The following is a 26504-nucleotide window of genomic DNA, read 5'->3' as shown; positions in this document are numbered from 1 at the left end:
AGCGAGATATGTGTGAAACAGGCTATTCTTATTGCAGGTCCAACCGCAAGCGGCAAGTCAGCATTATCTATAAAACTGGCAAAGCAATATGATGGTGTCGTTATTAATGCCGACAGTATGCAAGTCTACAGAGACCTTCGGATCATAACGGCGCGTCCTAGCGTGGAAGAAGAGATGATGGCCCCGCACAAGCTGTACGGGGTTGTCGACGGGGCACAGGCTTTTTCCGCAATGGATTGGGCGAAGCTCGCAATGAATGCGGTAGATGAGGCATGGCAGGATAATCGAACACCCATATTGGTTGGTGGAACCGGGATGTATTTTCGCACACTTCTTGATGGTATGGCCCATATTCCTGATGTGGATCCCGAAATTCGAACGCAAGTCAGGGCAGAGGCAGTTGAATTTGGAAGTGCAAAGCTGCACGCGGAGCTCATGATATGCGACCCCATGACGGCTGAACGCCTTGCACAGGGTGATAGCCAGCGCATTTCAAGAGCGATCGAAGTTTATAGATCAAGCGGTAAGCCAATAAGTGAATGGCAAAAAGAAACACAGGCAGGCCCCTTGCAGGCACTTGATCAATCAGGGAATGTGAAGAAGGTAGTTCTGGAATGGCCCCGGGAAGAATTATACCGACGCTGTGACCTTCGGTTTGATTTGATGCTGGAAGAGGGAGCCTTGGAGGAGGTTGAGGCGTTATTATCAAGAAATTTATCGCCTGTTCTTCCTTTAATGAAGTCGCTTGGTGTGCCCTCGCTGATGAAATACCTCAGCGGGAATATAAGCTTGGACGAAGCGCGAGAAGAGAGCAAGACTCAGACAAGGCGCTTCGCAAAACGTCAGATGACATGGTTTCGTAATCAATTTAATGCTTGGGAACGAATTGATGCGCAATATTTGGAAAGTCAAATGGCAAAAATATTTATTTAAATTAACAAATAAGTATTGACTGAGTAATTTATGTACAATATTGTCACTTTTATCGGTGCTTAGCCAGCCCTAGCATCGATGCTGGAAGCTTCACGCCCAATGAAGTTTCCAACTGTGACGAGACCCACCCCTGGGGGCGCCTAGTGCGCCCCCACTTGTGTAAACGGGGTGTTTTGGGCCTAATATTAAGATAATCAGCAGGATAAGAAAATGTCAGCAATTCAGACTTTGAATTCAGACGCTGCAAAATTAGATGAAGGACCTGATGGCTCAGAAACACAATCTGACATTCAGGAGTTAAGCGGCGCGGAGATCATTATTCAAACGTTAACTGAATTGGGCGTGGAGGTCGTCTTTGGCTATCCAGGCGGCGCCGTTCTGCCTATTTACGATGAAATTTTTAAGCAAGAAAAAATCAAGCATGTTCTTGTGCGCCACGAGCAGGCTGCCGCTCATGCTGCGGAAGGGTACGCACGCTCTACCGGTAAACCAGGTGTTGTTCTTGTGACATCCGGCCCTGGGGCTACCAACGTCGTAACGGGGCTGACGGATGCAATGTTGGATTCTATCCCCATCGTTTGCCTAACCGGACAGGTTGCAAGGCATTTAATCGGCAATGATGCCTTTCAAGAGGCGGATACTGTTGGGATTACGCGCCCGTGCACCAAGCATAATTATCTGGTGAAGGATACAGCTAAAGTTTCCTGCGTTTTAAAAGAAGCGTTTTATGTGGCAACGAGCGGCAGGCCGGGGCCTGTGGTTATTGATTTGCCAAAGGACGTTCAGGTTGAAAAGGCCACTTATCAGCCAAACATTCCTGTTGAACACAAAACCTATAAGCCAATTTTGGACGGAACGGAAAGCGCCCTTAATGAAGCGATTGAACTGCTTTCAAAGGCAGAAAGGCCAATTATATATGCGGGCGGTGGTATTATTAATGCCGGCCCTGAAGCTTCCGAACTGTTGACGAAGTTTGCGAAAATGACTGGCATGCCTGTTACAAACACATTGATGGGATTAGGGGCATTTCCAGCAAGTGATAAACAGTTTTTGGGCATGCTTGGTATGCATGGTACCTTTGAAGCTAATCATGCGATGCACGACTGTGATGTTATGCTTGCGATTGGTGCACGGTTTGACGACCGGGTAACTGGCCGTATCGATGCGTTTTCCCCTGACTCAAAGAAAATCCATGTGGATATTGATCTGTCATCTATCAATAAGAATGTTTCTGTTGACGTTCCGATAGTGGCTGATGCCGGTAGAACCTTGTCTCGTTTCATTGAGCTTTGGGAAGAGCATAATTTTGCTGAAACACAGCCTGATTTGACCGATTGGTGGGCGCAAATTGACGAATGGCGCGCGATTAAATGCCTTGCTTATGAAAATAGCGATGACGTTATTATGCCGCAATATGCACTTGATCGTTTGAATGCATTAACTAAAGACCATGATCCTATTATCTCTACCGAGGTGGGGCAGCACCAGATGTGGGCCGCTCAGTATCTTGACTTTGAGAAGCCAAATCGTTGGTTAACATCTGGCGGCCTTGGAACGATGGGATATGGTTTACCAGCGGCTATCGGGGCACAGCTTGCTGAGCCCGATCGTCTGGTGATTGATGTGGCTGGTGAGGCGTCTATTCAAATGAATATTCAGGAACTTGCGACTGCTGTTCAATATCGGTTGCCTGTTAAGATTTTCATTATGAATAATGAATTTATGGGCATGGTTCGACAGTGGCAGGAGTTAACCTATGAGAGCCGGTATTCAGAAAGCTATTCCTCTGCTCTGCCTGACTTTGTTGCGCTTGCTGAAGCCTATGGTTGGAAAGGACTGCGGGTTAATGACCCTGCACAATTGGATGCTACAATTCAGGAAATGATAGATCATGATGGTCCAGTTATTGTTGACTGTCATATCGCAAAGTTAGAAAACTGTTTTCCGATGGTTCCTGCTGGTGCGGCACATAATGAAATGATGCTTGCTGGTGATGTTCAAACCAAACCAAGAGACGATGAAGCGCTCGCGGTTGTATAGGTTTGTTAAGTAAGAGTATGCATGCCATGAAAGATCAAGGCCCTATAAAAAAACACACGATTAGTGTTCTGGTTGATAACGAAGCAGGCGTTCTGGCGCGCGTTATCGGTTTATTTTCCGGTCGAGGCTATAATATTGAAAGCCTGACCGTCGCCTCCATTGACGAGCGTAAAGAATTATCGCGCATAACGATTGTGACAAAGGGAACACATATGGTCATCGAGCAGATTAAAGCTCAGTTAGATCGTTTGGTCCCAGTTCACAAAGTGGCAGACCTGACGATTGATGGCCCATTCGTCTCCCGAGGGCTGGCGCTTGTGAAAATGACGGGTGAGGGCGAGAAGCGTGTGGAGGCACTACGCCTCGCGGAAGCATTTCGCGCACGAGTGGTTGATTCCACACGGAAGAGCTTTGTTTTTGAATTAACAGGGTCGAGCGATAAAATTAACGCTTTCATCGAATTAATGAGCGATTTAGGTCTAGTGGAAGCGGCTAGAACCGGTGCCGTTGCCTTATCAAGAGGCGGCGAAGGTCTATAATTACAGATAGTTTTTAAGAAATTGGATAACATTGATTTTGCCTATGCCAAGGTTGGCAGGCTTCATATAGGAAATGAATAATGCGTGTATATTTTGATAGTGATGCAGACGTTAATCTGATCAAAGATAAAACAATTGCGATTGTAGGGTATGGCAGTCAGGGGCATGCCCATGCCGCCAATCTGCGCGACTCTGGCGTGAAAAATGTTATTGTTGCCCTGCGAGAAGGCTCCGGCACACGTAAAAAAGCCGAAGCAGCAGGATTTACTGTGAAAACTGCGGCTGAAGCTGCGCTAGAAGCTGATATGGTTATGATGTTAGCCCCTGATGAGCATCAGGCCGATATTTATGCGCAGGACCTTGCTGCCAATATGAAAGACGGGGCTGCCTTGATGTTTGCGCACGGTCTTAATATTCATTTCGGCCTTATCGAGGCGCGCAGTGACCTTGATGTGATCATGGTAGCGCCGAAAGGGCCAGGCCATACGGTTCGTGCTCAGTATGCTGCGGGTAAAGGTGTTCCATGTTTGATTGCTGTTCATGCTGACGCAAGCGGTAAAGCCCATGACTTATGCCTTTCCTATGCGTCTGCAATTGGCGGTGGGCGCTCTGGTATTATTGAAACCAATTTCCGCGAGGAATGTGAAACCGACTTGTTTGGTGAACAGGCGGTTCTTTGCGGTGGTGTTTCCGAGCTTATTAAGGCTGGCTTTGAGACGCTAACCGAAGCGGGTTATGCACCTGAAATGGCGTATTTTGAATGCCTGCATGAAGTTAAGCTGATTGTTGACCTGATTTACGAGGGCGGTATCGCAAATATGCGCTATTCGATCTCTAATACGGCTGAATATGGTGACTATAAAACGGGTCCACGTGTGATTACCGACGAAACCAAAGCTGAGATGAAGCGTGTTCTTGAAGATATTCAACAAGGCCGTTTTGTAAAAGACTTTATCATGGATAATAAGGCAGGTAATCCTGAGCTTAAAGCCCATCGCGGCCTTGCTGAGCGCCACCCAATCGAAGATGTTGGTCATAAACTGCGTTCGATGATGCCTTGGATGCAAGAAGGTCAACTGGTCGATAAAGAAAAGAACTAAAGTAAGATATTATAAGTTACGTGAAAGAGGCGGTTTATACCGCCTTTTTTTGTTTATGAAATTTAATTACATAAAAAATTATAATAATAGAAAATGTCTATGAATATCATTTATAATTGTCGATAATTAGTAATATAATTATACAAAAATAATCTTTTCAGTAATAATTAATTCTGATATGTAGTGCTGGAGTATTTAATATTATTTGAGACTGGGTTGTGGTTGAATTTGACCATACAGATTGTAACTTTAAACAGCATCATCTTTTTGATGCTCTTTTTGCATGCCCGGATGCTCATATTCTTCTGCTGTCAGGCCGACTTATCAGCCCTTAGGCACGACCTTATCGGTTCATGATTGACCATCAAGGTGCTTAAGGGAATGAACGGTTACAAAATTTATCCATAATACATTTTACACAGGACTAAAGTCATGTCGCATTCGCAGACAGATCATATAAAAATATTCGATACAACCCTCCGGGACGGCGAACAATCGCCAGGGGCATCCATGACGCTTGATGAAAAGCTTAAGATTGCAGAAGTACTGGAAGCAATGAAGGTTGATGTGATCGAAGCAGGGTTCGCCATTGCTTCAAATGGTGACTTCGAATGCGTGAAAAAAATATCAGAACAGGTGAAGGATAGCACAGTATGCTCGCTCGCCCGTGCAGCACTCGGCGATATTGACCGCGCTGCTGAGGCACTGAAGCCCGCTCGGAGCCCTAGGATACATACGTTTATCGCCACAAGCCCGCTTCATATGAAAGTTAAGCTTCAAATGGAACCGGCGGCTGTGCTTGAAGCTATTCATCATTCGGTTAGTCATGCGCGGCGGTTTGTCGATGATGTTGAATGGAGCGCTGAAGACGCAACCCGCACAGATTTAGACTTTTTATGCAAGGCCGTAGATACAGCCATTAAGGCAGGAGCGACGACGATCAACCTTCCTGATACTGTAGGGTACGGAGTGCCTGAAGAATACGCCGCGATGTTCAAGCATGTGATTGAAAATGTTGTAAATTCGGACAAAGCGATATTTTCTACCCATTGTCATAATGATTTGGGTTTAGCAGTAGCAAATTCGCTTGCGGCCGTTAACGCAGGCGCGCGTCAGGTGGAATGTACGATCAATGGTATCGGCGAAAGAGCAGGCAATGCCGCAATGGAAGAGATTGCGATGGCGATCAAAACCCGTAGTGATATTATGCCTGTGACAACCAAGATCGAAACTACGGAGATTATGCGGGCCAGTCGTCTTGTTTCAACGGTGACGGGATTTGCGGTTCAGAACAACAAGGCTATTGTTGGTGCCAATGCGTTTGCGCACGAATCTGGTATTCATCAGGACGGTGTCCTCAAAAACGCTGAAACCTATGAAATTATGACACCTGAATCAGTTGGGCTTAGCCGTTCAGTGCTTGTGATGGGTAAACATTCTGGCCGGCATGCGTTTGCAGATAAACTAAAAGAGCTTGGCTACGAACTTGGCGACAATGCGTTTCAGGAATGTTTCAAGCGTTTCAAAGCGCTTGGGGATCGTAAAAAGAATATTTATGACGAGGATATCATCGCGCTTGTGGATGATGAGGTTGCAACCGCTGAAAACAAGATCCAGGTCATGTCCTTAAACACCTATACTTCCTCGGACGGGCGGGCCTTTTCTGATGTTACCTTGTCAATTGACGGCAAAGATCGGAAAACAGTGGTTTATGGTGCCGGGCCGGTTGATGCAGCCTTCAATGCGATTAAAGCTTTGATTGGGTTTTACCCTCATCTTCAACTCTTTCAGGTTCATGCTGTAACCGCGGGCACAGACGCCCAGGCTGAGTGTACTGTTCGTCTGGAAGATGATGGGTACCTCGTGAACGGGCAGGGTGCGCACGAAGATACTGTTACGGCGGCCGCACGCGCTTATGTTGCTGCGGTTAACAAGCTGATTGTCAAAAAGGAAAAACGTGCTCCAGGACATAGAGTCGATTCTGTTCAAAAGACAGGATAATTCACCCGTTTTTCATCATAAAAATGTTCAGTGAATGATTTGTGTGCTCGTAAAAGCTTGGAAATTGACAATAAAACGCTTGTTTTTGAAAAAAAACACAAACATGCCGTATTCTTGCGCAAGAAAACTTGTGTATGGGGCGCTTCTGCCCCATAACAAACCTGTTGGGGGCGCTTGTGATCAATCGGCCCTTCTGAAATTTTGACCCCGAATTTATGAGGCACTAAATGCTATCTAAGTTGCTCGGCATGTTTTCGTCTGACATGGCAATTGATTTAGGAACCGCGAATACACTTGTCTATGTTAAGGGCAGAGGTATCGTTTTGAATGAACCTTCTGTTGTTGCGATCAAAAACGAGCATGGCCGTGACCGTGTGATTGCTGTTGGCGATGAGGCAAAATTAATGTTAGGCCGTACGCCGAGCGGTATCTCTGCGATCAGACCGCTTCGTGATGGTGTTATCGCCGATTTCCATGTCGCTGAGCAGATGATTAAGGTGTTTATTCAGAAAGTTCATAACCGTTCTTTTGCAAGCCCGCAGGTTGTTGTGTGTGTACCATCTGGTTCAACTGCCGTTGAACGTAAAGCTATTCAGGAATCAGCCGAGCAAGCAGGCGCTCGTAAGGTGTATCTCATTGATGAACCTATGGCTGCTGCTATCGGTGCCGGGCTCCCTGTTACTGAGCCACAGGGTTCGATGGTTGTTGATATCGGTGGTGGCACAACCGAAGTCGCCGTTATGTCACTTTGTGGTATCGTTTATGCGACATCAGTTCGTGTTGGTGGTGACCAGATGGATGAAGCGATTATTGGATACATCCGCCGTAATCATAATCTTTTGATTGGTGAGGCAACTTCGGAGCGCATCAAAAAAGAAATTGGTACAGCAATGGTGCCTGAGGATGGGATTGGCCGCACGATGATGATCAAAGGCCGTGACTTGATGAATGGCGTACCAAAAGAAATTGAGGTTAACCAGCAACAGGTTGCTGAAGCCCTGTCTGAACCCGTCAGTGCAATCGTTGAAGGTGTAAAGGTTGCACTAGAGCAAACGGCGCCCGAACTCGCTGCGGATATTGTGGACCGCGGTATTGTAATGACAGGTGGTGGTGCACTTCTGGAAAATCTTGATACTGTTATTCGCCGTGCAACTGGCCTACCGGTTACGGTTGCCGAAGAGCCGTTAACATGTGTTGCTCTGGGCACTGGTAAGGCGTTGGAAGAAGATCAGTATCGTCTTGTTCTGGCTGATAGCTACTGATTATAGATACATTATGAAACGATAGGTACTGATACAGGCGCTCGATCCAAATGATGCAATCATCAATGCTAAGTGATAATTTCGGGCGCCGCCGTGTTAATAAAGGCCGAGGGTATTTTTGGCTTTATCTTGTTATTGCGATAGTATTTTTGGTTCTGGAAGCATTGGGAAACAGTGTTCCTTCAAAAGTCAGGTCCTATGCGAATGATATTGCAGCCCCAATTTTAACTGTTTTGGAACAGCCTATCCGCGCCACTCAGGATGGCTTGGAACGCCTTGCAGGTGTTTCTGATATTTATCTGGAAAATCAAAATTTACGCGAAGAAAATGAGCGTTTACGGCAGTGGCGTGAAACCGCACTTCAGTTAAACCGTGAAAATGAGCAGTTAAGGTCAATTTTAAAAGTACCTGGCCGCGAAGTCCCTACCGCAGCGACAGGACGTGTTGTTGGCTCAAGCGGCGGCGCCTTCGAGCAAAGTGTTGTGATCAATGTTGGACATAACGACGGTGTACGCAGAAATGCTCCTGTTATTGACGATGGCGGCATCGTAGGTCGTATCATTGAAGTCGGTTACTTAAGTAGCCGTGTTTTGCTGCTGACAGATGTGAATAGCCATATCCCTGTTAAATTAGAAAGAACAGGTGATTTGGCGATTATTGAAGGCACGAATGAACTCTTTTTGGAGGTAAAATATTTACCACCTACAGTCAGACTAGAAGTCGGTGACAGATTTTTAACTTCAGGGCATGGAGGCGCGTTTCCACCTGATTTGCCGATGGCTGAGGTGTTATCGGTAACTCTTGACAAGGTTACAATTCGTGCGACGAGTTCTATCTCTAGCCTTGATTATGTCCGTGTGATGAATTACCAGCCAAAGGTTCCTGAGGATGAGTTAATTGACCCTGAGGACCAATTGGAACCTGTGACGCAACCATCCGAGATAGGAGCGCAAACCCCAAACGCTGAAACAGAGGGAGGTGCAAATGGCACTTAGAAAACCTTTGTTCGCTTCATTCGGTTTGGTGGGCTTCGTTCCAATTATTGTAACGGTTGCTTTTGCATTCATTATGCTGCTGCCGCTTGGTAGCGTTGTGACAACAGCAGCTATGCCCCATTTCGTTCTTATATCCGCATTTTACTGGTTGTCGGCTAGACCACTTTTGTTACCTTTTGGTGCATGTGCAGGGATTGGATTTTTTCTGGATCTCTGGCTCGGTGTGCCACTCGGTTTAAACATGGCAATTCTTCTGTGCACAAGGCTGTTTGTAATTACCCAACTGAAACACTACAGAGGACGAACTCGGGTATTATACTGGGCAATCTTCGCAGTACTTGCCCTTGTATTATATACTGGGGGCTGGATTGTTACTTCGTTAGTTAGTGGTAAAATGATTCCTGTACAGCCTGTGGTTAGTCAATGGGGAGTAACTGTGATAGCATATGCCCCTGTTGCGTTTGTTTTAGGACGCTTAAGACGATTAATGATGTAATTACCTATGTCTAAAGAGGGAATGAGATACCAATTATTCAGCCGGCGTGCCCTGCTTCTTGCAGGGGGGCAGGGGCTTGTTTTATCAGCCCTTGGAGGACGGTTGTATTATCTCTCGGTCGTTGAAGGGGAACAATATAAAGTTAGGGCAGATAAAAATCGAATTTCGCTTAGGTTAATCGCGCCTGAGCGCGGTGATATTTTGGACCGTAAGGGCCGGAAACTCGCAACTAACAGGCAGGATTTCAGGGTGTTCCTAGTGCCGGAACAAACTGATGACAGCAAAGAAACATTAAATAAACTTGGGCGAATTATTGATCTTTCCCCCCGTCAACTTCGGCGGATAGAGCGCCAGATTAAACGTCAGCGCAAATTTGTTCCCATAACTGTTGCGGAAGGTCTTGAATGGGATGAATTTGCGCGCGTGAATGTTGATGCTCCTGAGCTTCCTGGGGTCCTGACGGACGCAGGTTTGTCTCGCCATTACCCAAATGGTAACGATGTTGCGCATATTGTCGGATATCTTGCTAGTCCTGATGAGGATGATGTTAACAAAAACCCACTCTATCAATTGCCCGGGTTTAAAGTTGGCAAACAAGGCCTTGAAGACAGATTTGAAGCGCATTTACGCGGCTATGCCGGGACGCGCAGGGTTGAAGTTAATTCGGTTGGCCGCGAGATTCGTGAATTACCTGGCAGGCAAGATGCCACATTTGGCGATCATCTGAACCTTAGCATTGATCTTGAACTCCAACGTGAAGCAACAAAAATTCTGGGTGAAGAAGCTGCAGGCGCGGTTGTTATTGATATCAAGAGCGGTGAGCTTCTGGCGCTTGCGTCCACCCCGACATATGACCCAAATGAATTTACGCGCGGTATTAGTAGCCAAAACTGGAATTCCTTGTTGAAGGACCCCCGAAAACCGCTTGTTAATAAATGTGTTAATGGGCTGTATCCACCGGGTTCAACGGTTAAAATGTTGATGGCGTTATCGGCCCTTGAAGAGGGATTGGTGACGCCTGATACTGAATATTATTGTAATGGACGTCACCGATTAGGGGATAATACCTTTCACTGCTGGAAGCGCGGTGGCCATGGTAAGCTTGATCTGGTTGGTGCGATTTCCAATAGCTGCGATGTCTATTTTTATGAACTCGCCGAAAAAATGGATATCGATAAAATTGCTGAAATGGCAAATCGGTTTGGTTTGGGACAGTTGCATAATATCGGTGTTGACGGAGAAAAGTCGGGATTAGTTCCGACCCGCGAATGGAAAGAGCGAACCCGGAGGGAACGTTGGCAACTTGGTGAAACACTAAATGTTTCAATCGGGCAAGGCGCGTTACTCGCCACGCCTTTGCAACTTGCTGTTATGACAGCAAGAATAGCTTCAGGTAAGGAAGTCAAGCCGTCGCTATTCATGGCGTCGCAATCTGATTATCAAGACCCTTTTCTTTACGATAATGATTTTGGCCGAATGCGTATTAATCCCTTACACCTTGATATTGTTCGAGAGGGTATGGAGCGGGTAACCGCCGTTAGGGGAACAGCCTTTGACCCGAAACGACCGAAAACCGCTCAGAAAATAGCTGGAAAAACAGGAACTGCACAAGTACGGCGTATCACAATACAAGAACGCAATACTACTGGTGTACTGGATAATAAAGAATTACCGTGGGCATCGCGTGATCATGCCTTGTTTGTTGCGTATGCACCTGCCGAGGACCCGCAATTTGCTGTTTCTATTCTGGTGCAACATGGTGGCGGCGGCGCAAGTACCGCGGCGCCATTGGGTCGGGCTCTCTTGGATAAGGCCGCAGAAATTAGGGCACGAGCTGAACCTCAGCAACCTTCTTCATTAAGTGAGGAAGTTTGATGGGGTCTGCACGCATGTTTGGTCCAAGACGGGTTAACAAAAATGTCTTTCAAAGAATTATAGGATTAAATTGGTTCGTTGTTTTAATAACTGCTGCGATTGCGGGAACCGGTTTTGCTATTCTCTATTCGGTTGCTGGTGGCGAGTGGGACCCATGGGCCTCAAGGCAGGCTATCCGCTTTAGCGCAGCGATTATACTGATGATTGGTATCGCTGTAACCGATATTCGGGTATGGATGGCGCTTGCGTATCCGGCATGGTTTGCTGGTGTAGCCTTATTGATTGCTGTTGAGCTTATCGGTGCCACTGGTATGGGGGGGCAGCGCTGGCTTGATATTGGTTTCATGCGAATTCAACCCTCGGAATTGATGAAAATAGCAACGGTAATGGCGCTTGCCCGTTATTATCATAGCCGAAGCCTTGAACAAAGTAAGCGCTTGATAAATCTGATTATTCCAGGGTTTTTGATTGTCCTTCCTGTTGGGTTGGTGGTTATTCAACCGGACCTTGGAACTGGATTGATGATTGTTGCTGGCGGGGCGGCTATTATATTTATGGCTGGTCTTTCGAAATGGTTATTTATTTCCGCGGGTGGCGCGGTTTTGGCGGCAATACCAATTGTCTGGCAATTGATGAAACCGTATCAGAAAAGTCGTGTTTTAACCTTTTTAAACCCTGAATCTGACCCGCTTGGCGCTGGCTACCAGATCACGCAGGCAAAAATTGCTGCGGGTTCCGGTGGATTAACCGGGAAGGGCTTTCTGCAAGGAACGCAAAGCCAACTTAATTTCTTACCCGAAATGAAAACTGATTTTATTTTTACTGTATTGGCTGAAGAATTTGGCTTGATCGGCGGGCTTATTTTGCTTGCAATGTACGGGATTGTTCTTGGGTACGGTATTTTGATTGGTATCGCTTGCAGAAGCCAATTTGCGCGTTTGCTGGCTGCTGGCTTGTCGATCACACTGTTTCTATATGTATTCATTAATGTTGGTATGGTTATGGGGTTACTGCCAGTTGTAGGGGTGCCATTACCTTTGGTATCTTACGGTGGGTCGGCAATGCTGACTTGGTGCGTAGCCTATGGATTGATTTTATCTGCTGCCACTCACCGTCATGTGACTTTGGCTCCAAAAGGTAGCGGGCTAGCATAATTGCTATTAAATGCCTAATGTCGCTAACATGATTGAAGCAATTTCTATTTTATTATTCGGGAGGGAATTACGGGATGAATAAGCGAAAATATCTGATTGGGGCACTGGTCTCTACAGCTTTATCGTTCTCTGTTGTGAGTGACGATTTGAAGACCGCAATTGATAAGGATTATGGTTATCTTTCAGATTTATATACCCACTTACATCAAAATCCTGAAATATCCCTGCAAGAAGAAAAAACATCTGCCCGAATTGCAAAAGAATTGAGAGATATCGGGTTTGAAGTCACAGACAATTTTGGTGGCTATGGGCTTGTAGGTGTTTTGAAAAATGGCGATGGCCCGACGGTGCTTGTAAGGGCAGATATGGACGGCCTTCCTGTTCTTGAGCAGACAGGACTGGACATTGCGAGCCGCGCAACAACCATTGACGATAATGGAAATACTGTTCCAGTTATGCATGCATGTGGCCATGATGTGCATATGACAAGCTTTGTCGGTGCTGCACGGAGGCTGGTTGCCATGCGTGATAGTTGGCAGGGGACACTTGTCATGGTAGGGCAACCTGCGGAAGAACGAGTACTTGGTGCTGTGGCCATGATTGAAGAGGGGTTGTTCGAGAAATTCCCTCGCCCTGATTATAACCTCGCGCTCCATGTTAATGCATCCATGGAGGCTGGGACTGTTGGACTAGTCGATGGCTATGCACTTGCAAATGTCGATTCTGTTGACATTGCAGTTAAGGGGATTGGTGGTCACGGTGCTTACCCGCATACGACCAAAGATCCGGTTGTTTTGGCGTCGCATATTGTTGTTGCCCTGCAAACGCTAGTTTCGCGGGAAACTTCACCGCTTGAAGCGGCTGTGGTGACTGTTGGGTCCATTCACTCTGGCACAAAACACAATATTATTTCAGATGGGGCGCACCTTCAGATTACAGTTCGATCCTATAAAGATGACGTCCGGAAGAATATATTGGACGGAATTAAGCGCATTGCCCGCGCGCAGGCGTTATCCTTTGGGTTGCCTGAGGACAAAATGCCTGTCGTCACTGTGGGCGAATCTACCCCGGCGACATATAATAATCCTGAATTAACAGCACGCATTTTTAATACACTCACTGATAAGCTCGGTAGTGATCGTGTGAAGAAAGTAAGCCCCGTTATGGGCGCTGAGGACTTTGCGCATTTTGGTCGTGTTGAACCTAAAATCCCAAGTCTAATGTTTTGGCTTGGCGGGGTAAGTGCTGATGATGTAGCGCTTGCAAACGCCGGTAAAAAGAAGCTCCCAAGCTTACATTCGCCGTTTTTCGCACCTGACCGTGAAGCAACCCTGAAGGGCGGTGTAGAGGCAATGACACAGGCCGTGTTGGAATTGCTGCCCCGTAAGTAGAAGGATTGGTTTTAAAGTGACCAAGCTGATAAAAAAGCCGGGTCAATGACCCGGCTTTTTATTTGTGTTACCAGCATTCTATGCTGCTTTAGAAGGTAACTTTAGCCCCGAAACGAACGCGTGCACCCGGTGCAGGAACAGTTTGCGCTAGGAAGCTTGTTGCATAGCGAATTTCTTCGTCGAACAAGTTTTTACCTTCAACATAGAGATGGAGCGGTCCTTCCGGTCCCATCGGATGGAACGTTGCACCAACAGTTAGGTCAAAGAAGCTGTCTGTTGGAAGCTGGAAATTGCCAACACGGTTTTGGCTATCTGTCCATTCTAATGTTGTATAAGCATCCCAGTTTGTAGACTGGTAAACACCACCAACTCTTGCAGAGAAAGCAGGGATGCGTGGAAGCGGATTATCATTCTCTGTATCTGTTGCACGAACAAAGTCGAAACCAGCATTGATATGGAACGAGTCGTCACCGTCTTCGTAAGCATGCCATTTGAAGTCAGCTTCGATACCCCAGAAACGGGCATTCGTTGCTGTAAACACGCCAACAGGTAAACCGTCTTCGATTTCACCCGTGAAATCTTCAAAGATAAAGTCGTCATAGCTTGTATTGAAGAAATTAAGGCCACCTGTTACCGGACCATCTGTTTTTTCAATACTAAGTTCGAAACCAATCGCTGTTTCTTCATCAAGGTTCGGGTCACCGATCTCAAAGACACCAGTTGCAAGGTGTGGACCATTGGACTGTAATTCTTCAACGGTAGGTGCGCGCTCAGTTCTGAAGCCAGAAACAGATACCTGCCAATCATTTTCGAGCCTGTAAATAGCAGAGCCAGAGAAGGAAACGCCTGTGAAATTACGGTCAAAACCAGTTGACGCGACTTCGATTGATTGTCGTTCAAAACGAAGGCCTGCCTCTAGTAGTAATGGACCATCTTCAAATTGCTGAAGACCAAAGAGACCCCATTGAACCTGTTCGCTCGGTGGAACAAACGCTTCTGCGCCAATTGCTGAGAAGTCACGGTCACGGATTTGGAAGCCCCAAGCCCCTTTCAGGCCTTCAACTTCTTTTTGGACAAATTCCACACGGCTTTCCCAACCTTCGTTTGAGAATTGCGTACCGATTTCGTCGCCTTCCAGTTCAACGTGTTCGTAGTCTGCGTAACCGAAACGGAACTTTGTTTTCTCAAAGATAAGGAAATCAGATTCTACTTCACCAAGGAAGTCCAGGCGGAATTGGTCTTGGTCGATTGAAATACCTTCTTCTTCGCCTTCTTCCTCACCTTCGCCGCCTTCTTCTTCCTCTTCTTCTTCTACAACAGGAAGACCATAAGTATTATCGAAGAAACTAACGTTCACGCCGAAGAAACCAGTTTCACCGATGTAGGAAGCGCCGAATGAGCCAGCTGTTCTCTCTTGGGCAGTGCTTGCAACAGTGCCTTCTTCTTCTTCGACTTCTTCACCTTCTGCCGCCAACTGAGCACGCAGGGCATCAGAAGTGGCAAAGCCAGGGATATCAATATCACCGCGATCAAGATAGCTGATATCAGCGTGAAGCGCGAGCTTGTCACCTGCGGCAAACGTTACAGAGCCTGTGGTGTTAAACTCGTTACCATTTGTATCGTATTCAGCTTTTGCTTGGCCTTCAACGCCGTCTTCTGGAAGCTGTGTTGGGATACGGCCGTCAAAAACGTTGATCGCACCGCCCGCTGCGTTATTACCAAAAAGTAATGTGGCAGGGCCACGAAGAACTTCGATTTTTTCTGCTGTTTCAGGGTCAAGTGCAAGTGCGTGATCAACACTTGTTGTTGACGCGTCAATTGTTCCAATCCCTGCAATCAAAATACGGATGCGGTCACCGCCAAGGCCGCGAATGATCGGGCGTGATGCGGATGGACCAAATGCAGTTTGTGAAATGCCGGGTAGGCTATCAAGCGTGTCACCAAGTGTTGTGCTGCCAAGACGATCTAGTTCTTCGCCAGTTAGGATACTGATACCTTGTGCAACATTGGTTGATGTTGTTTGAATTGGGCTACTTGATACAATAATTTCTTCAACTTCATTGTGATCAGTAGTACTTTGTGCGTTTACCGTTGCTGACGTTGCAAGGGTAATTGCAAGGATGCTTGCCGCTGAGCTGTAATATTTCATTTTCGAGCTTTCTTTACCTCAAGCAATATTCAGATTCTGAATATCCCATGAGAAAACAATTGTACTGGAATGATTATGATAGTTGCAGTGTCTGAATAGATGACAGAACGCAGCTAGAGATAATCTTCAACAAAGCACACGGATGTATAAGGTGTGCGAATTACCTAGAGTAATGGAGGGGCGCGTGATTGTGTATAATCAAGCAGTTGATAGAATGCTGTTATTTGATGAGGTCTTGTATAGTTGACCCGATAGACATTGTATGACCGTGTTATGACCACAGGTCCATCAATGGTTAAATCATCTTTGCTTAAAGAGTGTTTGCAAACACTACAATCAAGTGTTTCACCGATAAAGTCATGATCAAATTCAGCGGAATGGGCAGCTACAGATACTTGTGCCGCGAGCAATAAGAACATCAAAGCTGAGAATACAGCCCTGAATATAGTCTTATTTTTATGTTGCCTGAACAACATCCAATCCCCGCTCAGCAGTTAATCAACGAAAACGGAATATGTTATTATGTAACTGACTGTCAAGACTAGAATCTTTTAAATTAAAGCGTTATAGTTATTAAAATATATTATGAGGTATAATTGTGACACATTCGCACGATCACAACGTTTGTATTGAAGATGCTATCGCCAAAGCCGAAAAGATTTGCACCGAAAGAGGTACAAGGTTCACGAAACTGCGCCGGCAAATCCTTGAAATGGTGTGGCAAGGTCATAGTGCGGTGAAAGCCTATGACCTTCTGGATGAATTGGCAAAGCAGGGTGGCTCAGCGAAACCACCCACAGTTTATCGTGCGCTAGACTTTCTCATGGAAGAGGGGTTGGTTCACAAAATTGAGTCGCTGAATGCCTATGTTGGATGCATCCATCCTGAAGACGCCCATATCAGTCAATTTTTGATTTGTGATAAATGTGAAACTGTTCAGGAAATGAGCTCACCTGCACTTGATAGTGCGGTTTTGGGGGCAGCAAAAAGCTCAAATTTCACAATTGATCGCCAAACCCTTGAACTTCATGGGGTGTGCTCAAACTGTCGCGGGTCCCAGGAAGCGGCTTAAGTGTCCATGTTCCAGAGCGTATCAGTAGTTTATACAAATACTGTTTTGTAGCGCCCGAACATATATCGACAGTTTTAATAAAAATACTTCTCAATAATATACTGGTTTTTTACTTAGTCTCAGTATAAATGCTGTTTCTTATGGCTATTCAGGCAGACATATCATCAACCGCGCAGGAATTCCTGGAACTGGCGTCTCGGCAAATCGCTGAGGGCGCTTTGGATTCTGCTGAGACAACAGCTCGTGCTGTATTAAGTTTGACCCCCAAAAATGCGTCGGCTTGGCAGGTGCTTGGCAATATTCTGGCTGCGCAGCCTGGTAAACGCGGTGAAGCGGCAACAGCCTTTAAGCGCGCACTTGAGATCGAACCTGACCTTGAGGAAGCTGAAGGTGCGATTGAAGCCCTGAGTATGAGGGCAACCGCAAGCCCAAAGCGTGCAAAGAAACTGTTCCAGCCACCGCACATGGCGGGCGTTGACCACAAGAACGAGGCAATCACTGAAGCGAAACTTGCCGAAGCCAAACAAAACTGGACACGAGCAGAAAATATTTGGGAGCAGGTGATTGAGATTGACCCAAGTGATACTTGGGCGTGGGCTCAGTATGGGCATCTGTTGAGCGTTCATCTTCAAAAATATGACGAAGCGGAAAGCGCGTATAGACGTGCGCTCGAAGAAGACCCGACGGATGATTGGGTATGGGGCAAGCTTGGTATTATGCTTGCCGATTTTATGGGCCGTGCTGACGAGGGGCAGGCTATGCTAAGGCATGCAATTAGCCTCGATCCGAAAGAATGCTATTATTATGGATGGTTAGGCTGGAGCCTTTACAGGCAAAATGAAGCGTATGATGAAGCGGAACGTTCCCTTGAGGAGGCAGTTCGCTTGTGGCCTGAATATCAATGGGCATATTTTCATCTTGGGTTAGTGCGATATATCAAAGAGAATTGCCCAGGTAAGGCAGAACGGGCGTTTCTGCGCGCGATTGAACTGGATGTCGGTGATGTTCCAGCGTTGTTTAACTTAGCTGCTTTGTACGAAGAGCAGTTAAATCAACCCAAAAAGGCCCTTGTTTATTACAAGCGGGTGTTAGAGTTGGACAAAGGTGACGCCGCAGCGATCCGACGAATTGGTATTTTGTACCATAATGATTTGAACGATGTGGAAACCGCTGAAACCTACTATCGTCGGGCCCTGGATTTAAATCCTTTCGACCATGATATTTTGACCAGACTTGGATGGTTGTGTTGGGAAAAAGCCGATAAGCTTGACGAGGGTGTTCAACTGCTGACAAAGGCGTGCGAGTTAGCCCCTGATAGTGCATGGTCCTTAACGCATTTGGCTCAAGTTTATTATTTGGCACTAAAAGACAGAAAACAAGCAGAAAAGTGGCTACGTGCTGCATTGAAATCGGACCCCAATTACGACTGGGCACACGCTTATTTGGGTGCCGTTTTGTTTGAACTCGGGTCTGAATTTGAAGAAGCAGAAACCCATCTTAGAGCAGCGATCAAGTTAAGCCCTGATTATACGTGGGCATGGCATAAATTAGGCCAATTATCGCTCTATCATCTGGAAAATATGGAAAAGGCGTGGGAAGCACTTTCGAAAACCTTGGAACTGAAGCCTGATCATATCGCTGCATTATATGATATTGTCTGGTTGGCGCAGTTTGGCCTCTACAGGCCAGACCTTGTGATCAATGAAGCGCTGCAATTGATCGAACTCGACACAGACAATGCATATGCATGTGCTCTTGTTGGCAGGCTTATGCGTTATGTGAAACCTGATAGCGCGCAAGCAGCTGAACTTTTGAACAAGGCGGTATCGCTGTCACCGGATGATCATTTTGCATGGCATGAATATGGTTGTATGCTGCTTTACGATGTCGGGAACATCGAAGACGCGGAAGAAGCGTTACTGCGCGCGCAAACACTCGATAATGCTTGTGGGACTGTTGATCAGGATATTGGATTAATCAGATATGTGCAGGGCCGTAAGGATGCTGCGCGGGATCATTTTGAACGCTCTTTAGAAATCGACAGTGATAACGCCGATGCATGGCGCGCATATGGGCAATATCTTTTCATGATGGAAGCTGATAGCGCCTTGGTTGAAGAAGCATTTGAGCGGGCGATCGAATTGACACCGGATAATTTTGAGAATTGGGCGCTTTATGCCGGGTTTTTAAAGGAATGCGAAGAACGGTATGAAGACGCCGAGTATGCGCGCACAAAGGCAGAGGCGGTAGCGCCTGAAACAATTGATTTGGATAGCTGGACCGCTCGTGCTTTGAGACCATTAATTTTGTCGCAAAAGACTTAAGCCTATAACGGCTTTATCCAAAAAGCGTTTTATAAAAGAAAAATTGCCATCTTTCTGGCCTTATTCCAGAATAAAGTTCATAAATGATTATGTTATGTGTGGAGGACGTTAAAACCATGGCAAGACTATCAAGCATTATTATTGGGTTTTGGACTGTCTTAACTTTATCAATTGGACTGTCTGCGCAAGATACAAAAATCCCTGAAGCTTTGATAGGCGTGGAGCATCAAAAATGCATGAGAAGCTGTGTACCAAGTGTTGGGGAAGTGGCCTGTAAAGCGCTGTGTGATTGTACGATGCAGGAATTCCAAAAGCGCATGGATTTCGAGCGTTTTCTGGATTTAGCAGCTGAACTGGCGAGAAACGAGATTGGGCCCGAAAGTCGGCAACTTCTTGATAGTATTGCGTTATATTGTGCTGATCAGGTTGAAAAGTCCGGTGTGGACTTAAGTGCTGAGCCCAAGGCGCAAGAACCAAACTAGAATTAGCGTTATTCCCCGCACTAGCATAATATCTGGTAGTCAATTTGTCATATTTCTGAACTGGTATTTTCTGCGATTTTGAGGCATTGCATATTGTTATGAATTATAGCGATGCTTTGAGGTGAAAATGTCTAAGTTTGATCATATGCCCCATATCAACTCTGGTCAGTTTGAGTGTCCAACTACCGATGCCTTTAGGGCCGAACCATTAGAGCATAAACCTCGAATTCTACTGCTGTACGGCTCGTTGCGGGATCGGTCATACAGTAAGCTCGTTATTGAGGAATGTGTCCGTATATTAGAGGCCATGGGAGCAGAAACCCGGGTTTTCAATCCTTCAGGATTGCCATTACCGGATGATGAAGACGAAAATCACCCAAAAGTTCAAGAGCTTAGGGAGCTTGTGATTTGGTCGGAAGGTCAGGTTTGGTGTTCGCCCGAGCGTCATGGAAGTATGACTGGTATCATGAAAGCTCAGATCGACTGGATACCGCTAAGCCTAGGTGCGGTTCGTCCAACACAAGGTAAAACACTTGCGGTAATGCAGGTTTGCGGTGGATCGCAATCTTTCAATGTGATCAATCAGTTACGTGTTCTTGGACGCTGGATGCGCATGATCACCATTCCGAACCAATCGTCGGTTGCGAAGGCATTCCTTGAATTTGAAGAGGATGGGCGGATGAAACCATCAGGCTATTACAACAGGATTGTTGATGTGATGGAAGAACTGATGAAGTTTACTCTGTTGACCAGGCAACATTCTGATTATCTGACGGACAGGTATTCTGAGCGTGTTGAAAGTGGTGAGGCCCTGATTAAACGTGTTAACCAGCGAAGCGTTTAATCGCTGGCATTGTCAACGGCGCGGGGTTTGCCGTTTTTATCGATCGCGACGAAGATATATTTGCCTTCGGTAACCTTGTGAGGTTCTTTCGTGCCGCAGTCGGCGTAGACATCTATGGAGACAGTTATCGACGTGCGGCCAACTTTTTCAACCTCAGCATAGACACTGACGACATCACCGACCTCAATCGGTTGATGGAACTTCATACCTTCAATCGCTACTGTTGCAACGGAACCGTTTGCGCGGCGACCAGCAACAACGCCGCCCGCGATATCCATTTGAGATAACACCCATCCACCAAAGATATTTCCGTTTACATTCAATTCAGAAGGTTGCGGCACTGTGCGAATTGTTGCCTGACGGCCTGTATTTGGCATGATTGTGTCCTTTATTTTTGGCCCAACATCGGTATTTCAATATCCTCAGGCAAGGCTTCGACGTAAAGCGACTGCGAAGGGAAAGCAAATCCGGTTCCCGCGTTTTCAACAATACGTTTGATTTCGATCAGCAATTGTTCCTTGATTGCAAGCCATTCCAGCCAATCGGTAGTTTTGGTGAAGCAGTATAAAAGAATATCAATTGAGCTATCCGAGAACCTATCAATTCGTACAAAGGTCGCTGTTTCATCAGGTTTTGCAAAAGCAGGGTTGTTGCTAAGGTAAGTTTCGATGCCTTCTCGTACTTTTTCCAGTTGATCAGCGCTTGATCTATATTCCAATCCAATCAGCCATTTAATCCTGCGAAATGTCATTCGGGAAAAGTTCGTAACGGCATTATCGGATAATTGTGCATTTGGAACATAAACAGGGGCTTTATCAAACCTGCGGATGGTTGTTGTTCTGAAACCGATCTGCTCGACAGTGCCTTCGACAACGCCTTTGACTAAAATCCAATCCCCCGGATGGAAACGTTTTTCGCCGATTATAAACAGGCCCGCGATCAGGTTTTTAAAGAGGTCTTGTGCGCCCAAGGCAACGGCAACCCCGAAAAGGCCAAGGCCAGCGATCAGAGGGCCAACATGGATGCCCCAAATTTCCAGAATTGTAGCTGCCCCCAATAGCGCAAAGGCAATCCTGATTGCTTTCGCGAGCCAGATAATCATTGAGGACGTGAGAAACTTATCCGCTTTTTGAAGCAGTCCACCGACGGGCTCAGACGCTCTAAAGAGCGCCCAGAAAATCAAGAATGCGATCAGCGAACGATTTAAGGCTTCCGCGAATTCGGCTGTATCACCGTTCAGGCCTATATATTCGGTTGCGAAGAAAATACCCATAACGATCGGAATAAAGCGCACTGGCGGTTCAATTGCCTCAACGACCGCATCATCAATTTCTGTTTCAGTTTTTGATGCCCATTTTTTTATTCTATTTAAAATAAGGCGCGTGAAAAGATTGCGAGCGATCAGGAAAATAGAGAAAATCCCGAATGCAATGATGATTTTACTTATGTTTATACCGTAAAGGCCGTTATTCCAGACGTCCTGCACGAGTATCCAAAAGTCATTGAAGCTTTCCATGAAAAGAATATTTATCCCTGTTGGTTATTTTCGTCAGAGCTGTTGTTTGAATATGCCTTGTAGCCGTCTTCAGAACTTAGTTCATAAACAACTTCATCATGACCGTTTTTATTGCTGAAAAATAGAAGTGCCATCAGGCCAAATCCAATTAACATGGTAAAGAAAATACCAATGCCCATGGCAATCTGACCGTGAATTGTAAAATCAATGCCTTCTGATTCCATATATTCACGAATGCCAACAAAACTAATGACACTCACAATCAAGCAAAACCCTATTACTGCCAGAGCTTTTTTCATAATGATTTCCTTATAGTGGCCGCATTATATCGATGCGACTATTTTACTAATTTTGCCGACACCATAGAGTTTTTATTTGATCTGTGACTGCGGTCTAAGAACGCACCCAACCTTTATCGGCCCTAACAATAAGCAGTTAGGCCATAATAATGAACCAAATTTTGCAAAAAAAACAAAAAACAGGCATACTATGTTTTGTTAGAGAGGGCGGAGTAAGTTCAAACCATTAGGAGGGAATTCCATATGAATGTTAGTCAAATTTTGGGAAATAAGAACCGTGATGTTATTTCTGTTACGAAAACAACATCTGTTCTCGAAATATCAAAATTGTTTGGCGAGCATAAAATAGGGGCCGTCCCAATCATCGAAAATGGTAAATTATGCGGGATAATCTCGGAACGTGATGTTGTGCGCGGGATTGCAGAGAAGGGTGCGGATGCCCTCAGCGATACCGTTGATCATCTTATGACCCAACGGGTTTTTACATGTAAAAGCGATGATACAGTACAGCAGCTTATGGCATTAATGACCGCAAAAAAGATACGCCACATTCCTGTGGTGGATAATGGCAACCTAATCGGAATTGTATCCATCGGTGATTTGGTCAAAGAACGTCTTCAGGAAACAGAGCAAGAAGCCGAAGCGCTTAAAGAATATATTGCCATGGCTTAAATATAGCCTGACCTATATAAACTATGGTCGGAATTTAAGTAGGGCTTTGATTAACTCCAAAGCCCCCTTGTATCTATGATAATTTTATCAAGTAGTTGTTTTCTGTTAATCCGCTTGAATTGGGTATGGTCCACCAAGAGGGCAACAATGTCCGCGCGTTTAAGTGCGTCCTGTAATGAAGTGAATTCAACATTTCCATTTTGTAATGACGAAGGCAAATGTTTGATGTTTGGTTCTACTGCCAGAACCTCATAGCTATCATTACATGCCAGTTTTTCAGTGATTTCCAGCGCCGGACTTGATCTCAGGTCATCAATATCGGCTTTGAACGCAAGGCCGAGGCAAGCAATTTTCGGTGTCTTCAGTTTTTCAGCAGCTGTTTGAATACGCTCGACAACATTCTGCGGCATACTATCATTAATAGAACGCGCTGTTTTGATAAGCTTTGTCTCTTCTGGCGCTGCATCAACAATGAACCATGGATCAACCGCGATGCAATGGCCACCAACACCGGGCCCTGGGTTTAGTATATTCACACGCGGGTGCTTGTTAGCGAGTGAAATGAGCTCCCAAACATCAATGTCTAATTTTCCAGCAATAACCGAAAGTTCATTGGCGAAGGCAATATTGACATCACGAAAAGCATTTTCAGACAATTTGGCGAGTTCGGCTGTTTGCGATGTTGTTAGAAAACATTCGCCGCGTACAACTGTTTCATAGAGGTTGCGGGCCTTGTCCGCGCATGGCTCGGTCATGCCACCAATAATGCGGTCGTTTTGGACCAATTCGATTAAAATACGCCCCGGTAACACACGTTCCGGGCAGTGCGCAGCGTAATAGGCTGTTCCCGCACCCCCAGCTTCCTTGAGGTCAGGGCGTTTTTCTTCTAGCAGTGTACATATGTTTCGTGTTGTCCCCGGTGGAACGGTGGATTCTATAATGATCAGGTCGCCAACTTTAATCAGCGGCGCAATATCGTCCAAAACCTGTTCAAGAAAACTAAGGTCGGGTTTTTGGTTATCTGAAAACGGTGTTGGTACACAAAGAATATAAACATCCGCTTTGCTTGGTTTTGTGGATGCCGTCAGCATACCGTTTGCGGTTACCCCTTGTATCAATCCATCAAGGTCAACTTCTTTAATATGCGCTTGGCCATTGTTAATGATTTCAACTGTTGACGGATTAACGTCATATCCAAACACCTGTATGCCAGACTTGGCAAACAGTGCTGCTGTTGGCAGGCCGATATACCCAAGGCCTGCAACGCATATTGACTTAAATTCGGTCGTTTCACTTATCATTATAGAGGGCGTCCACAATTCGTTTCGATGCCTGACCATCGCCGTAAGGGTTATCGGCGTTAGCCATGGCAGAATATGCGCCGTTATCTCTTAATAGCGTGTGAACATTCTCAACTATTTTTTCTGCATTTGTCCCAACCAGTTTTAATGTCCCTGCTCTAAGACCCTCGGGCCTCTCTGTGACATCTCTCATCACGAGAACGGGTTTGTTAAGGGACGGGGCTTCTTCCTGGATACCACCAGAGTCGGTTAAAATTAAATACGAACGGTTCATCAAATACACAAAATCAGGATAGTCGAGCGGGGGAATCAGATGAATATTCGCTGATGATTGCAAGGCGGCGAATACGGGTTCCTGAATGTTTGGGTTCCTGTGAACGGGATAAATGATCTGGATATCATCCATTTTTGCGATTTTCTGCAAGGCACTGCAAATCTCTTGCACGCCTTTACCGAAATTTTCCCGGCGGTGACCGGTTACGAGTATGAGCCGTTTGTTTTTGTCCAGAAAGCTATAACGGTCTTGAAGGTCTTTCGAAAGCGCAGGGTTATTGTCGATGTGGGCTTTCGCATTCAAGAGTGCGTCAACGACTGTATTGCCTGATACAGTAATCTTGGTTGCCTCAACACCTTCCTTAACAAGGTTGGCTTTCGCGAGTTCAGTTGGTGCAAAAAACTTACTGGATAAAAGGTCGGTGATTCGTCTGTTGCCTTCTTCAGGCCACGGTGAATAAAGGTCATGTGTTCTAAGGCCGGCTTCAACGTGACCAATATCAACCTGATTATAATATGCCGCAAGGCTTGCCGATAATGTTGTATTGGTGTCACCGTGCACCAGAATAAGATCTGGGCATGCTTGCTTTATTATATCATCAAGCCCTTTTAAGATTGCGCTTGTGGTATCTGCAAGCGATTGGTTTTCCTTCATAACATTGAGGTCAAAATCGACGTTGATTTCGAAAAAACGAATAACCTGATCAAGCATTCCTCGGTGTTGCCCTGTCACACAGACCTTACTTTCAAATCTCGGGTCTGCAGCCAGAACAGAAATAACTGGCGCCATTTTAATCGCTTCTGGTCGCGTTCCTAAAACAGTTAGTATTTTCATCTAGTGTTGACCATGTCTTTATGAAGTTGGTGATTTGCAAATGTCTTGATTAGGTTTTCATATATAGGTTTGTGTTTCGCAACGCTATTTTCCCAATTGCGAACATTTTCCACATAATGCCGCGCGTTGTTTAATATTGCAGGCAATTCAGAAATTGAATTTGCAATATCACATACCTTGTTAGCCAAATCTGATTTGTCACCTGCTTTAAATAAGAAACCGGTTTTGCGGTCTTCTATTAATTCGTGGTGTCCTCCCACGTCCGACGCAAGAACAGTGCGTTTCATGGACATGGCTTCCAGAGGCTTTAAAGGGGTAACCGTTTCTGTGAGGCGCATTGAATATCTTGGATAAACCATCAAATCAGCAATGCTGTAATAGTCCCTGACTTCTGATTGCGGGACCCTGCCAGTGAAAACAACAAAGTCCGATAATCCAAGCTTATCAACTAATGTTTTCAGGTCATTTTCTTTAGGGCCGCCCCCCACCAGAAGAATTTTTGTCTTTGGGTGTTTACTATGAATAAGGGGCAGGGCTTCGATTAGAAGGTCTAAACCTTCATAGTCATAGAATGATCCTGCAAACCCCAGCGTGAAATACCCTTCAAGATTAAGGTTCTGGGCTAATTTTATATTACGCTCTTTAATGGGCGGAAAGCGGTTAACCTCAACAGCATTGGGGACCACGCTTACCTTTGAAGGGGCGATACCACGCGATAGAATATCGCGCTTCAACCCATTACATATTGTAATAACATGGGAAGCACGTTCCATTGCCAATGTTTCCAGTGTTTTTGTGCTTCTGTATCTTGGACTTCCGAACGATGTAGAGCCGTGGTTAACTGCTGCGTCTTCCCAGAAGGCTCTGATCTCGTAGACGATTGGATAGGAGTTTTTAAACGCACTGTATAAAGGCCAAAAATTCAAAACAGGGGAATGGGTATGAATGATA

Annotated in this window: 23 protein-coding genes (1 of these 23 running past the window's edge); 16 read left to right on the top strand and 7 right to left on the bottom strand. The window is 45.7% G+C overall.

The genetic code is table 11. The features are described from left to right. Positions 1-12 precede the first annotated feature (12 nt). The 11 genes from miaA to KFF44_RS11470 all read left to right on the top strand — a co-directional run bounded on the left by miaA (position 13) and on the right by KFF44_RS11470 (position 13786). The gene (gene miaA, locus KFF44_RS11520) at positions 13-933 is read left to right on the top strand and encodes a tRNA (adenosine(37)-N6)-dimethylallyltransferase MiaA (RefSeq protein ID WP_255934410.1); all 921 of its coding nucleotides are present in this window, start codon (positions 13-15) and stop codon (positions 931-933) included. A 210-nt stretch (positions 934-1143) separates the two neighbouring features. Then, positions 1144-2973, top strand: coding sequence for an acetolactate synthase 3 large subunit (locus tag KFF44_RS11515; protein WP_255934409.1), 1830 nt, complete (start codon positions 1144-1146; stop codon positions 2971-2973). A 26-nt stretch (positions 2974-2999) separates the two neighbouring features. Further along, on the top strand, positions 3000-3512 hold the full coding sequence (gene ilvN / locus KFF44_RS11510) for an acetolactate synthase small subunit (protein ID WP_255934408.1): 513 nt from the start codon (positions 3000-3002) through the stop codon (positions 3510-3512). An 80-nt stretch (positions 3513-3592) separates the two neighbouring features. Next, positions 3593-4612 (top strand): ketol-acid reductoisomerase, encoded by a 1020-nt coding sequence (ilvC, locus tag KFF44_RS11505; protein ID WP_255934405.1) that lies wholly within the window; start codon positions 3593-3595, stop codon positions 4610-4612. A gap of 432 nt (positions 4613-5044) precedes the next feature. Further along, entirely contained in the window at positions 5045-6613 is a 1569-nt protein-coding gene (locus tag KFF44_RS11500; RefSeq protein ID WP_255934404.1) for a 2-isopropylmalate synthase, read from the top strand. 227 nt (positions 6614-6840) lie between these two features. Continuing rightward, positions 6841-7875: a rod shape-determining protein gene (locus KFF44_RS11495; RefSeq protein ID WP_255934403.1), complete on the top strand. Its 1035-nt coding sequence runs from the start codon at positions 6841-6843 to the stop codon at positions 7873-7875. A gap of 50 nt (positions 7876-7925) precedes the next feature. Continuing rightward, positions 7926-8870 (top strand): rod shape-determining protein MreC, encoded by a 945-nt coding sequence (gene mreC, locus KFF44_RS11490; protein WP_255934402.1) that lies wholly within the window; start codon positions 7926-7928, stop codon positions 8868-8870. After that, positions 8860-9366, top strand: a complete 507-nt coding sequence (locus KFF44_RS11485; protein WP_255934401.1) for a hypothetical protein — start codon at positions 8860-8862, stop codon at positions 9364-9366. Before mreC ends, KFF44_RS11485 begins: the two co-directional genes overlap by 11 nt. A gap of 21 nt (positions 9367-9387) precedes the next feature. Next, positions 9388-11241: a penicillin-binding protein 2 gene (gene mrdA, locus KFF44_RS11480; RefSeq protein WP_255934400.1), complete on the top strand. Its 1854-nt coding sequence runs from the start codon at positions 9388-9390 to the stop codon at positions 11239-11241. Beyond that, positions 11241-12395 carry a rod shape-determining protein RodA gene (rodA, locus tag KFF44_RS11475; protein ID WP_255934399.1) on the top strand — a complete coding sequence of 385 codons (1155 nt, stop codon included), beginning with the start codon at positions 11241-11243 and terminating at the stop codon, positions 12393-12395. The genes mrdA and rodA overlap by 1 nt, the downstream gene beginning before the upstream one ends. Positions 12396-12469: 74 nt before the next feature. Then, positions 12470-13786 (top strand): amidohydrolase, encoded by a 1317-nt coding sequence (locus KFF44_RS11470; RefSeq protein WP_255934398.1) that lies wholly within the window; start codon positions 12470-12472, stop codon positions 13784-13786. A gap of 88 nt (positions 13787-13874) precedes the next feature. Here the strand turns inward: KFF44_RS11470 and KFF44_RS11465 are convergent, their stop codons facing one another. Beyond that, positions 13875-15935, bottom strand: a complete 2061-nt coding sequence (locus KFF44_RS11465) for a TonB-dependent receptor (protein ID WP_255934397.1) — start codon at positions 15933-15935, stop codon at positions 13875-13877. 598 nt (positions 15936-16533) lie between these two features. Here KFF44_RS11465 and KFF44_RS11460 point away from each other — a divergent pair. The 4 genes from KFF44_RS11460 to arsH all read left to right on the top strand — a co-directional run bounded on the left by KFF44_RS11460 (position 16534) and on the right by arsH (position 20657). Continuing rightward, positions 16534-17007, top strand: a complete 474-nt coding sequence (locus tag KFF44_RS11460; protein ID WP_255934396.1) for a transcriptional repressor — start codon at positions 16534-16536, stop codon at positions 17005-17007. Positions 17008-17147: 140 nt separating this feature from the next. Then, positions 17148-19331: a tetratricopeptide repeat protein gene (locus tag KFF44_RS11455; protein ID WP_255934395.1), complete on the top strand. Its 2184-nt coding sequence runs from the start codon at positions 17148-17150 to the stop codon at positions 19329-19331. 116 nt (positions 19332-19447) lie between these two features. Continuing rightward, entirely contained in the window at positions 19448-19813 is a 366-nt protein-coding gene (locus KFF44_RS11450; RefSeq protein WP_255934393.1) for a hypothetical protein, read from the top strand. Positions 19814-19940: 127 nt separating this feature from the next. Next, entirely contained in the window at positions 19941-20657 is a 717-nt protein-coding gene (arsH, locus tag KFF44_RS11445) for an arsenical resistance protein ArsH (protein ID WP_370691090.1), read from the top strand. On the opposite strand, the gene KFF44_RS11440 is transcribed toward arsH, so the two are convergent. From KFF44_RS11440 to KFF44_RS11430, 3 genes are read right to left on the bottom strand one after another with little or no spacing between them, the layout of a single operon-like run. Beyond that, positions 20654-21034, bottom strand: coding sequence for an acyl-CoA thioesterase (locus tag KFF44_RS11440; protein ID WP_255934392.1), 381 nt, complete (start codon positions 21032-21034; stop codon positions 20654-20656). The two genes, arsH and KFF44_RS11440, sit on opposite strands and share 4 nt — an antisense overlap. An 11-nt stretch (positions 21035-21045) precedes the next feature. After that, positions 21046-22173 carry a mechanosensitive ion channel family protein gene (locus KFF44_RS11435; RefSeq protein ID WP_255934391.1) on the bottom strand — a complete coding sequence of 376 codons (1128 nt, stop codon included), beginning with the start codon at positions 22171-22173 and terminating at the stop codon, positions 21046-21048. A gap of 11 nt (positions 22174-22184) precedes the next feature. Then, complete coding sequence (locus tag KFF44_RS11430; protein WP_255934390.1) at positions 22185-22472, bottom strand: hypothetical protein; 288 nt, start codon at positions 22470-22472, stop codon at positions 22185-22187. A gap of 243 nt (positions 22473-22715) precedes the next feature. Here KFF44_RS11430 and KFF44_RS11425 point away from each other — a divergent pair, with 243 nt between their 5' ends. Then, on the top strand, positions 22716-23144 hold the full coding sequence (locus KFF44_RS11425) for a CBS domain-containing protein (RefSeq protein ID WP_255934389.1): 429 nt from the start codon (positions 22716-22718) through the stop codon (positions 23142-23144). Between the two features lie 50 nt (positions 23145-23194). On the opposite strand, the gene wecC is transcribed toward KFF44_RS11425, so the two are convergent. The 3 genes in view from wecC to KFF44_RS11410 are tightly spaced (each overlapping or abutting the next) and all read right to left on the bottom strand, a layout consistent with a single transcriptional unit that may run on beyond the window. Continuing rightward, a complete protein-coding gene (gene wecC, locus KFF44_RS11420) occupies positions 23195-24445 on the bottom strand; it encodes a UDP-N-acetyl-D-mannosamine dehydrogenase (RefSeq protein WP_255934388.1) in 1251 nt (416 codons plus the stop codon). Further along, positions 24435-25553, bottom strand: coding sequence for a non-hydrolyzing UDP-N-acetylglucosamine 2-epimerase (wecB, locus tag KFF44_RS11415; RefSeq protein WP_255934387.1), 1119 nt, complete (start codon positions 25551-25553; stop codon positions 24435-24437). Before wecB ends, wecC begins: the two co-directional genes overlap by 11 nt. Beyond that, on the bottom strand, positions 25550-26504 hold the 3' portion of the coding sequence (locus KFF44_RS11410; protein ID WP_255934386.1) for a TIGR04063 family PEP-CTERM/XrtA system glycosyltransferase. 302 nt of this gene lie beyond the right edge of the window; only the last 955 of its 1257 coding nucleotides appear in the window; its start codon lies beyond the right edge, outside the window; the stop codon is at positions 25550-25552. Before KFF44_RS11410 ends, wecB begins: the two co-directional genes overlap by 4 nt.

It is taken from the genome of Kordiimonas sp. SCSIO 12610, assembly GCF_024398015.1.
In the GTDB taxonomy this organism is placed as follows: Bacteria; Pseudomonadota; Alphaproteobacteria; order Sphingomonadales; family Kordiimonadaceae; genus CANLMI01.
Note: the sequence above shows the minus strand (reverse complement) of the source record. Positions and strands in the feature narration are given on the sequence as shown.

What these genes read in the sequence shown, in the direction of transcription:
- KFF44_RS11515 (WP_255934409.1), top strand. Translation starts at nt 1,144, where the DNA reads ATGTCAGCAATTCAGACTTTGAATTCAGACGCTGCAAAATTAGATGAA.
- ilvN (WP_255934408.1), top strand. Translation starts at nt 3,000, where the DNA reads ATGAAAGATCAAGGCCCTATAAAAAAACACACGATTAGTGTTCTGGTT.
- ilvC (WP_255934405.1), top strand. Translation starts at nt 3,593, where the DNA reads ATGCGTGTATATTTTGATAGTGATGCAGACGTTAATCTGATCAAAGAT.
- KFF44_RS11500 (WP_255934404.1), top strand. Translation starts at nt 5,045, where the DNA reads ATGTCGCATTCGCAGACAGATCATATAAAAATATTCGATACAACCCTC.
- KFF44_RS11495 (WP_255934403.1), top strand. Translation starts at nt 6,841, where the DNA reads ATGCTATCTAAGTTGCTCGGCATGTTTTCGTCTGACATGGCAATTGAT.
- mreC (WP_255934402.1), top strand. Translation starts at nt 7,926, where the DNA reads ATGATGCAATCATCAATGCTAAGTGATAATTTCGGGCGCCGCCGTGTT.
- KFF44_RS11485 (WP_255934401.1), top strand. Translation starts at nt 8,860, where the DNA reads ATGGCACTTAGAAAACCTTTGTTCGCTTCATTCGGTTTGGTGGGCTTC.
- mrdA (WP_255934400.1), top strand. Translation starts at nt 9,388, where the DNA reads ATGAGATACCAATTATTCAGCCGGCGTGCCCTGCTTCTTGCAGGGGGG.
- rodA (WP_255934399.1), top strand. Translation starts at nt 11,241, where the DNA reads ATGGGGTCTGCACGCATGTTTGGTCCAAGACGGGTTAACAAAAATGTC.
- KFF44_RS11470 (WP_255934398.1), top strand. Translation starts at nt 12,470, where the DNA reads ATGAATAAGCGAAAATATCTGATTGGGGCACTGGTCTCTACAGCTTTA.
- KFF44_RS11465 (WP_255934397.1), bottom strand. Translation starts at nt 15,935, where the DNA reads ATGAAATATTACAGCTCAGCGGCAAGCATCCTTGCAATTACCCTTGCA.
- KFF44_RS11455 (WP_255934395.1), top strand. Translation starts at nt 17,148, where the DNA reads ATGGCTATTCAGGCAGACATATCATCAACCGCGCAGGAATTCCTGGAA.
- KFF44_RS11450 (WP_255934393.1), top strand. Translation starts at nt 19,448, where the DNA reads ATGGCAAGACTATCAAGCATTATTATTGGGTTTTGGACTGTCTTAACT.
- arsH (WP_370691090.1), top strand. Translation starts at nt 19,941, where the DNA reads ATGTCTAAGTTTGATCATATGCCCCATATCAACTCTGGTCAGTTTGAG.
- KFF44_RS11440 (WP_255934392.1), bottom strand. Translation starts at nt 21,034, where the DNA reads ATGCCAAATACAGGCCGTCAGGCAACAATTCGCACAGTGCCGCAACCT.
- KFF44_RS11435 (WP_255934391.1), bottom strand. Translation starts at nt 22,173, where the DNA reads ATGGAAAGCTTCAATGACTTTTGGATACTCGTGCAGGACGTCTGGAAT.
- KFF44_RS11430 (WP_255934390.1), bottom strand. Translation starts at nt 22,472, where the DNA reads ATGAAAAAAGCTCTGGCAGTAATAGGGTTTTGCTTGATTGTGAGTGTC.
- KFF44_RS11425 (WP_255934389.1), top strand. Translation starts at nt 22,716, where the DNA reads ATGAATGTTAGTCAAATTTTGGGAAATAAGAACCGTGATGTTATTTCT.
- wecC (WP_255934388.1), bottom strand. Translation starts at nt 24,445, where the DNA reads ATGATAAGTGAAACGACCGAATTTAAGTCAATATGCGTTGCAGGCCTT.
- wecB (WP_255934387.1), bottom strand. Translation starts at nt 25,553, where the DNA reads ATGAAAATACTAACTGTTTTAGGAACGCGACCAGAAGCGATTAAAATG.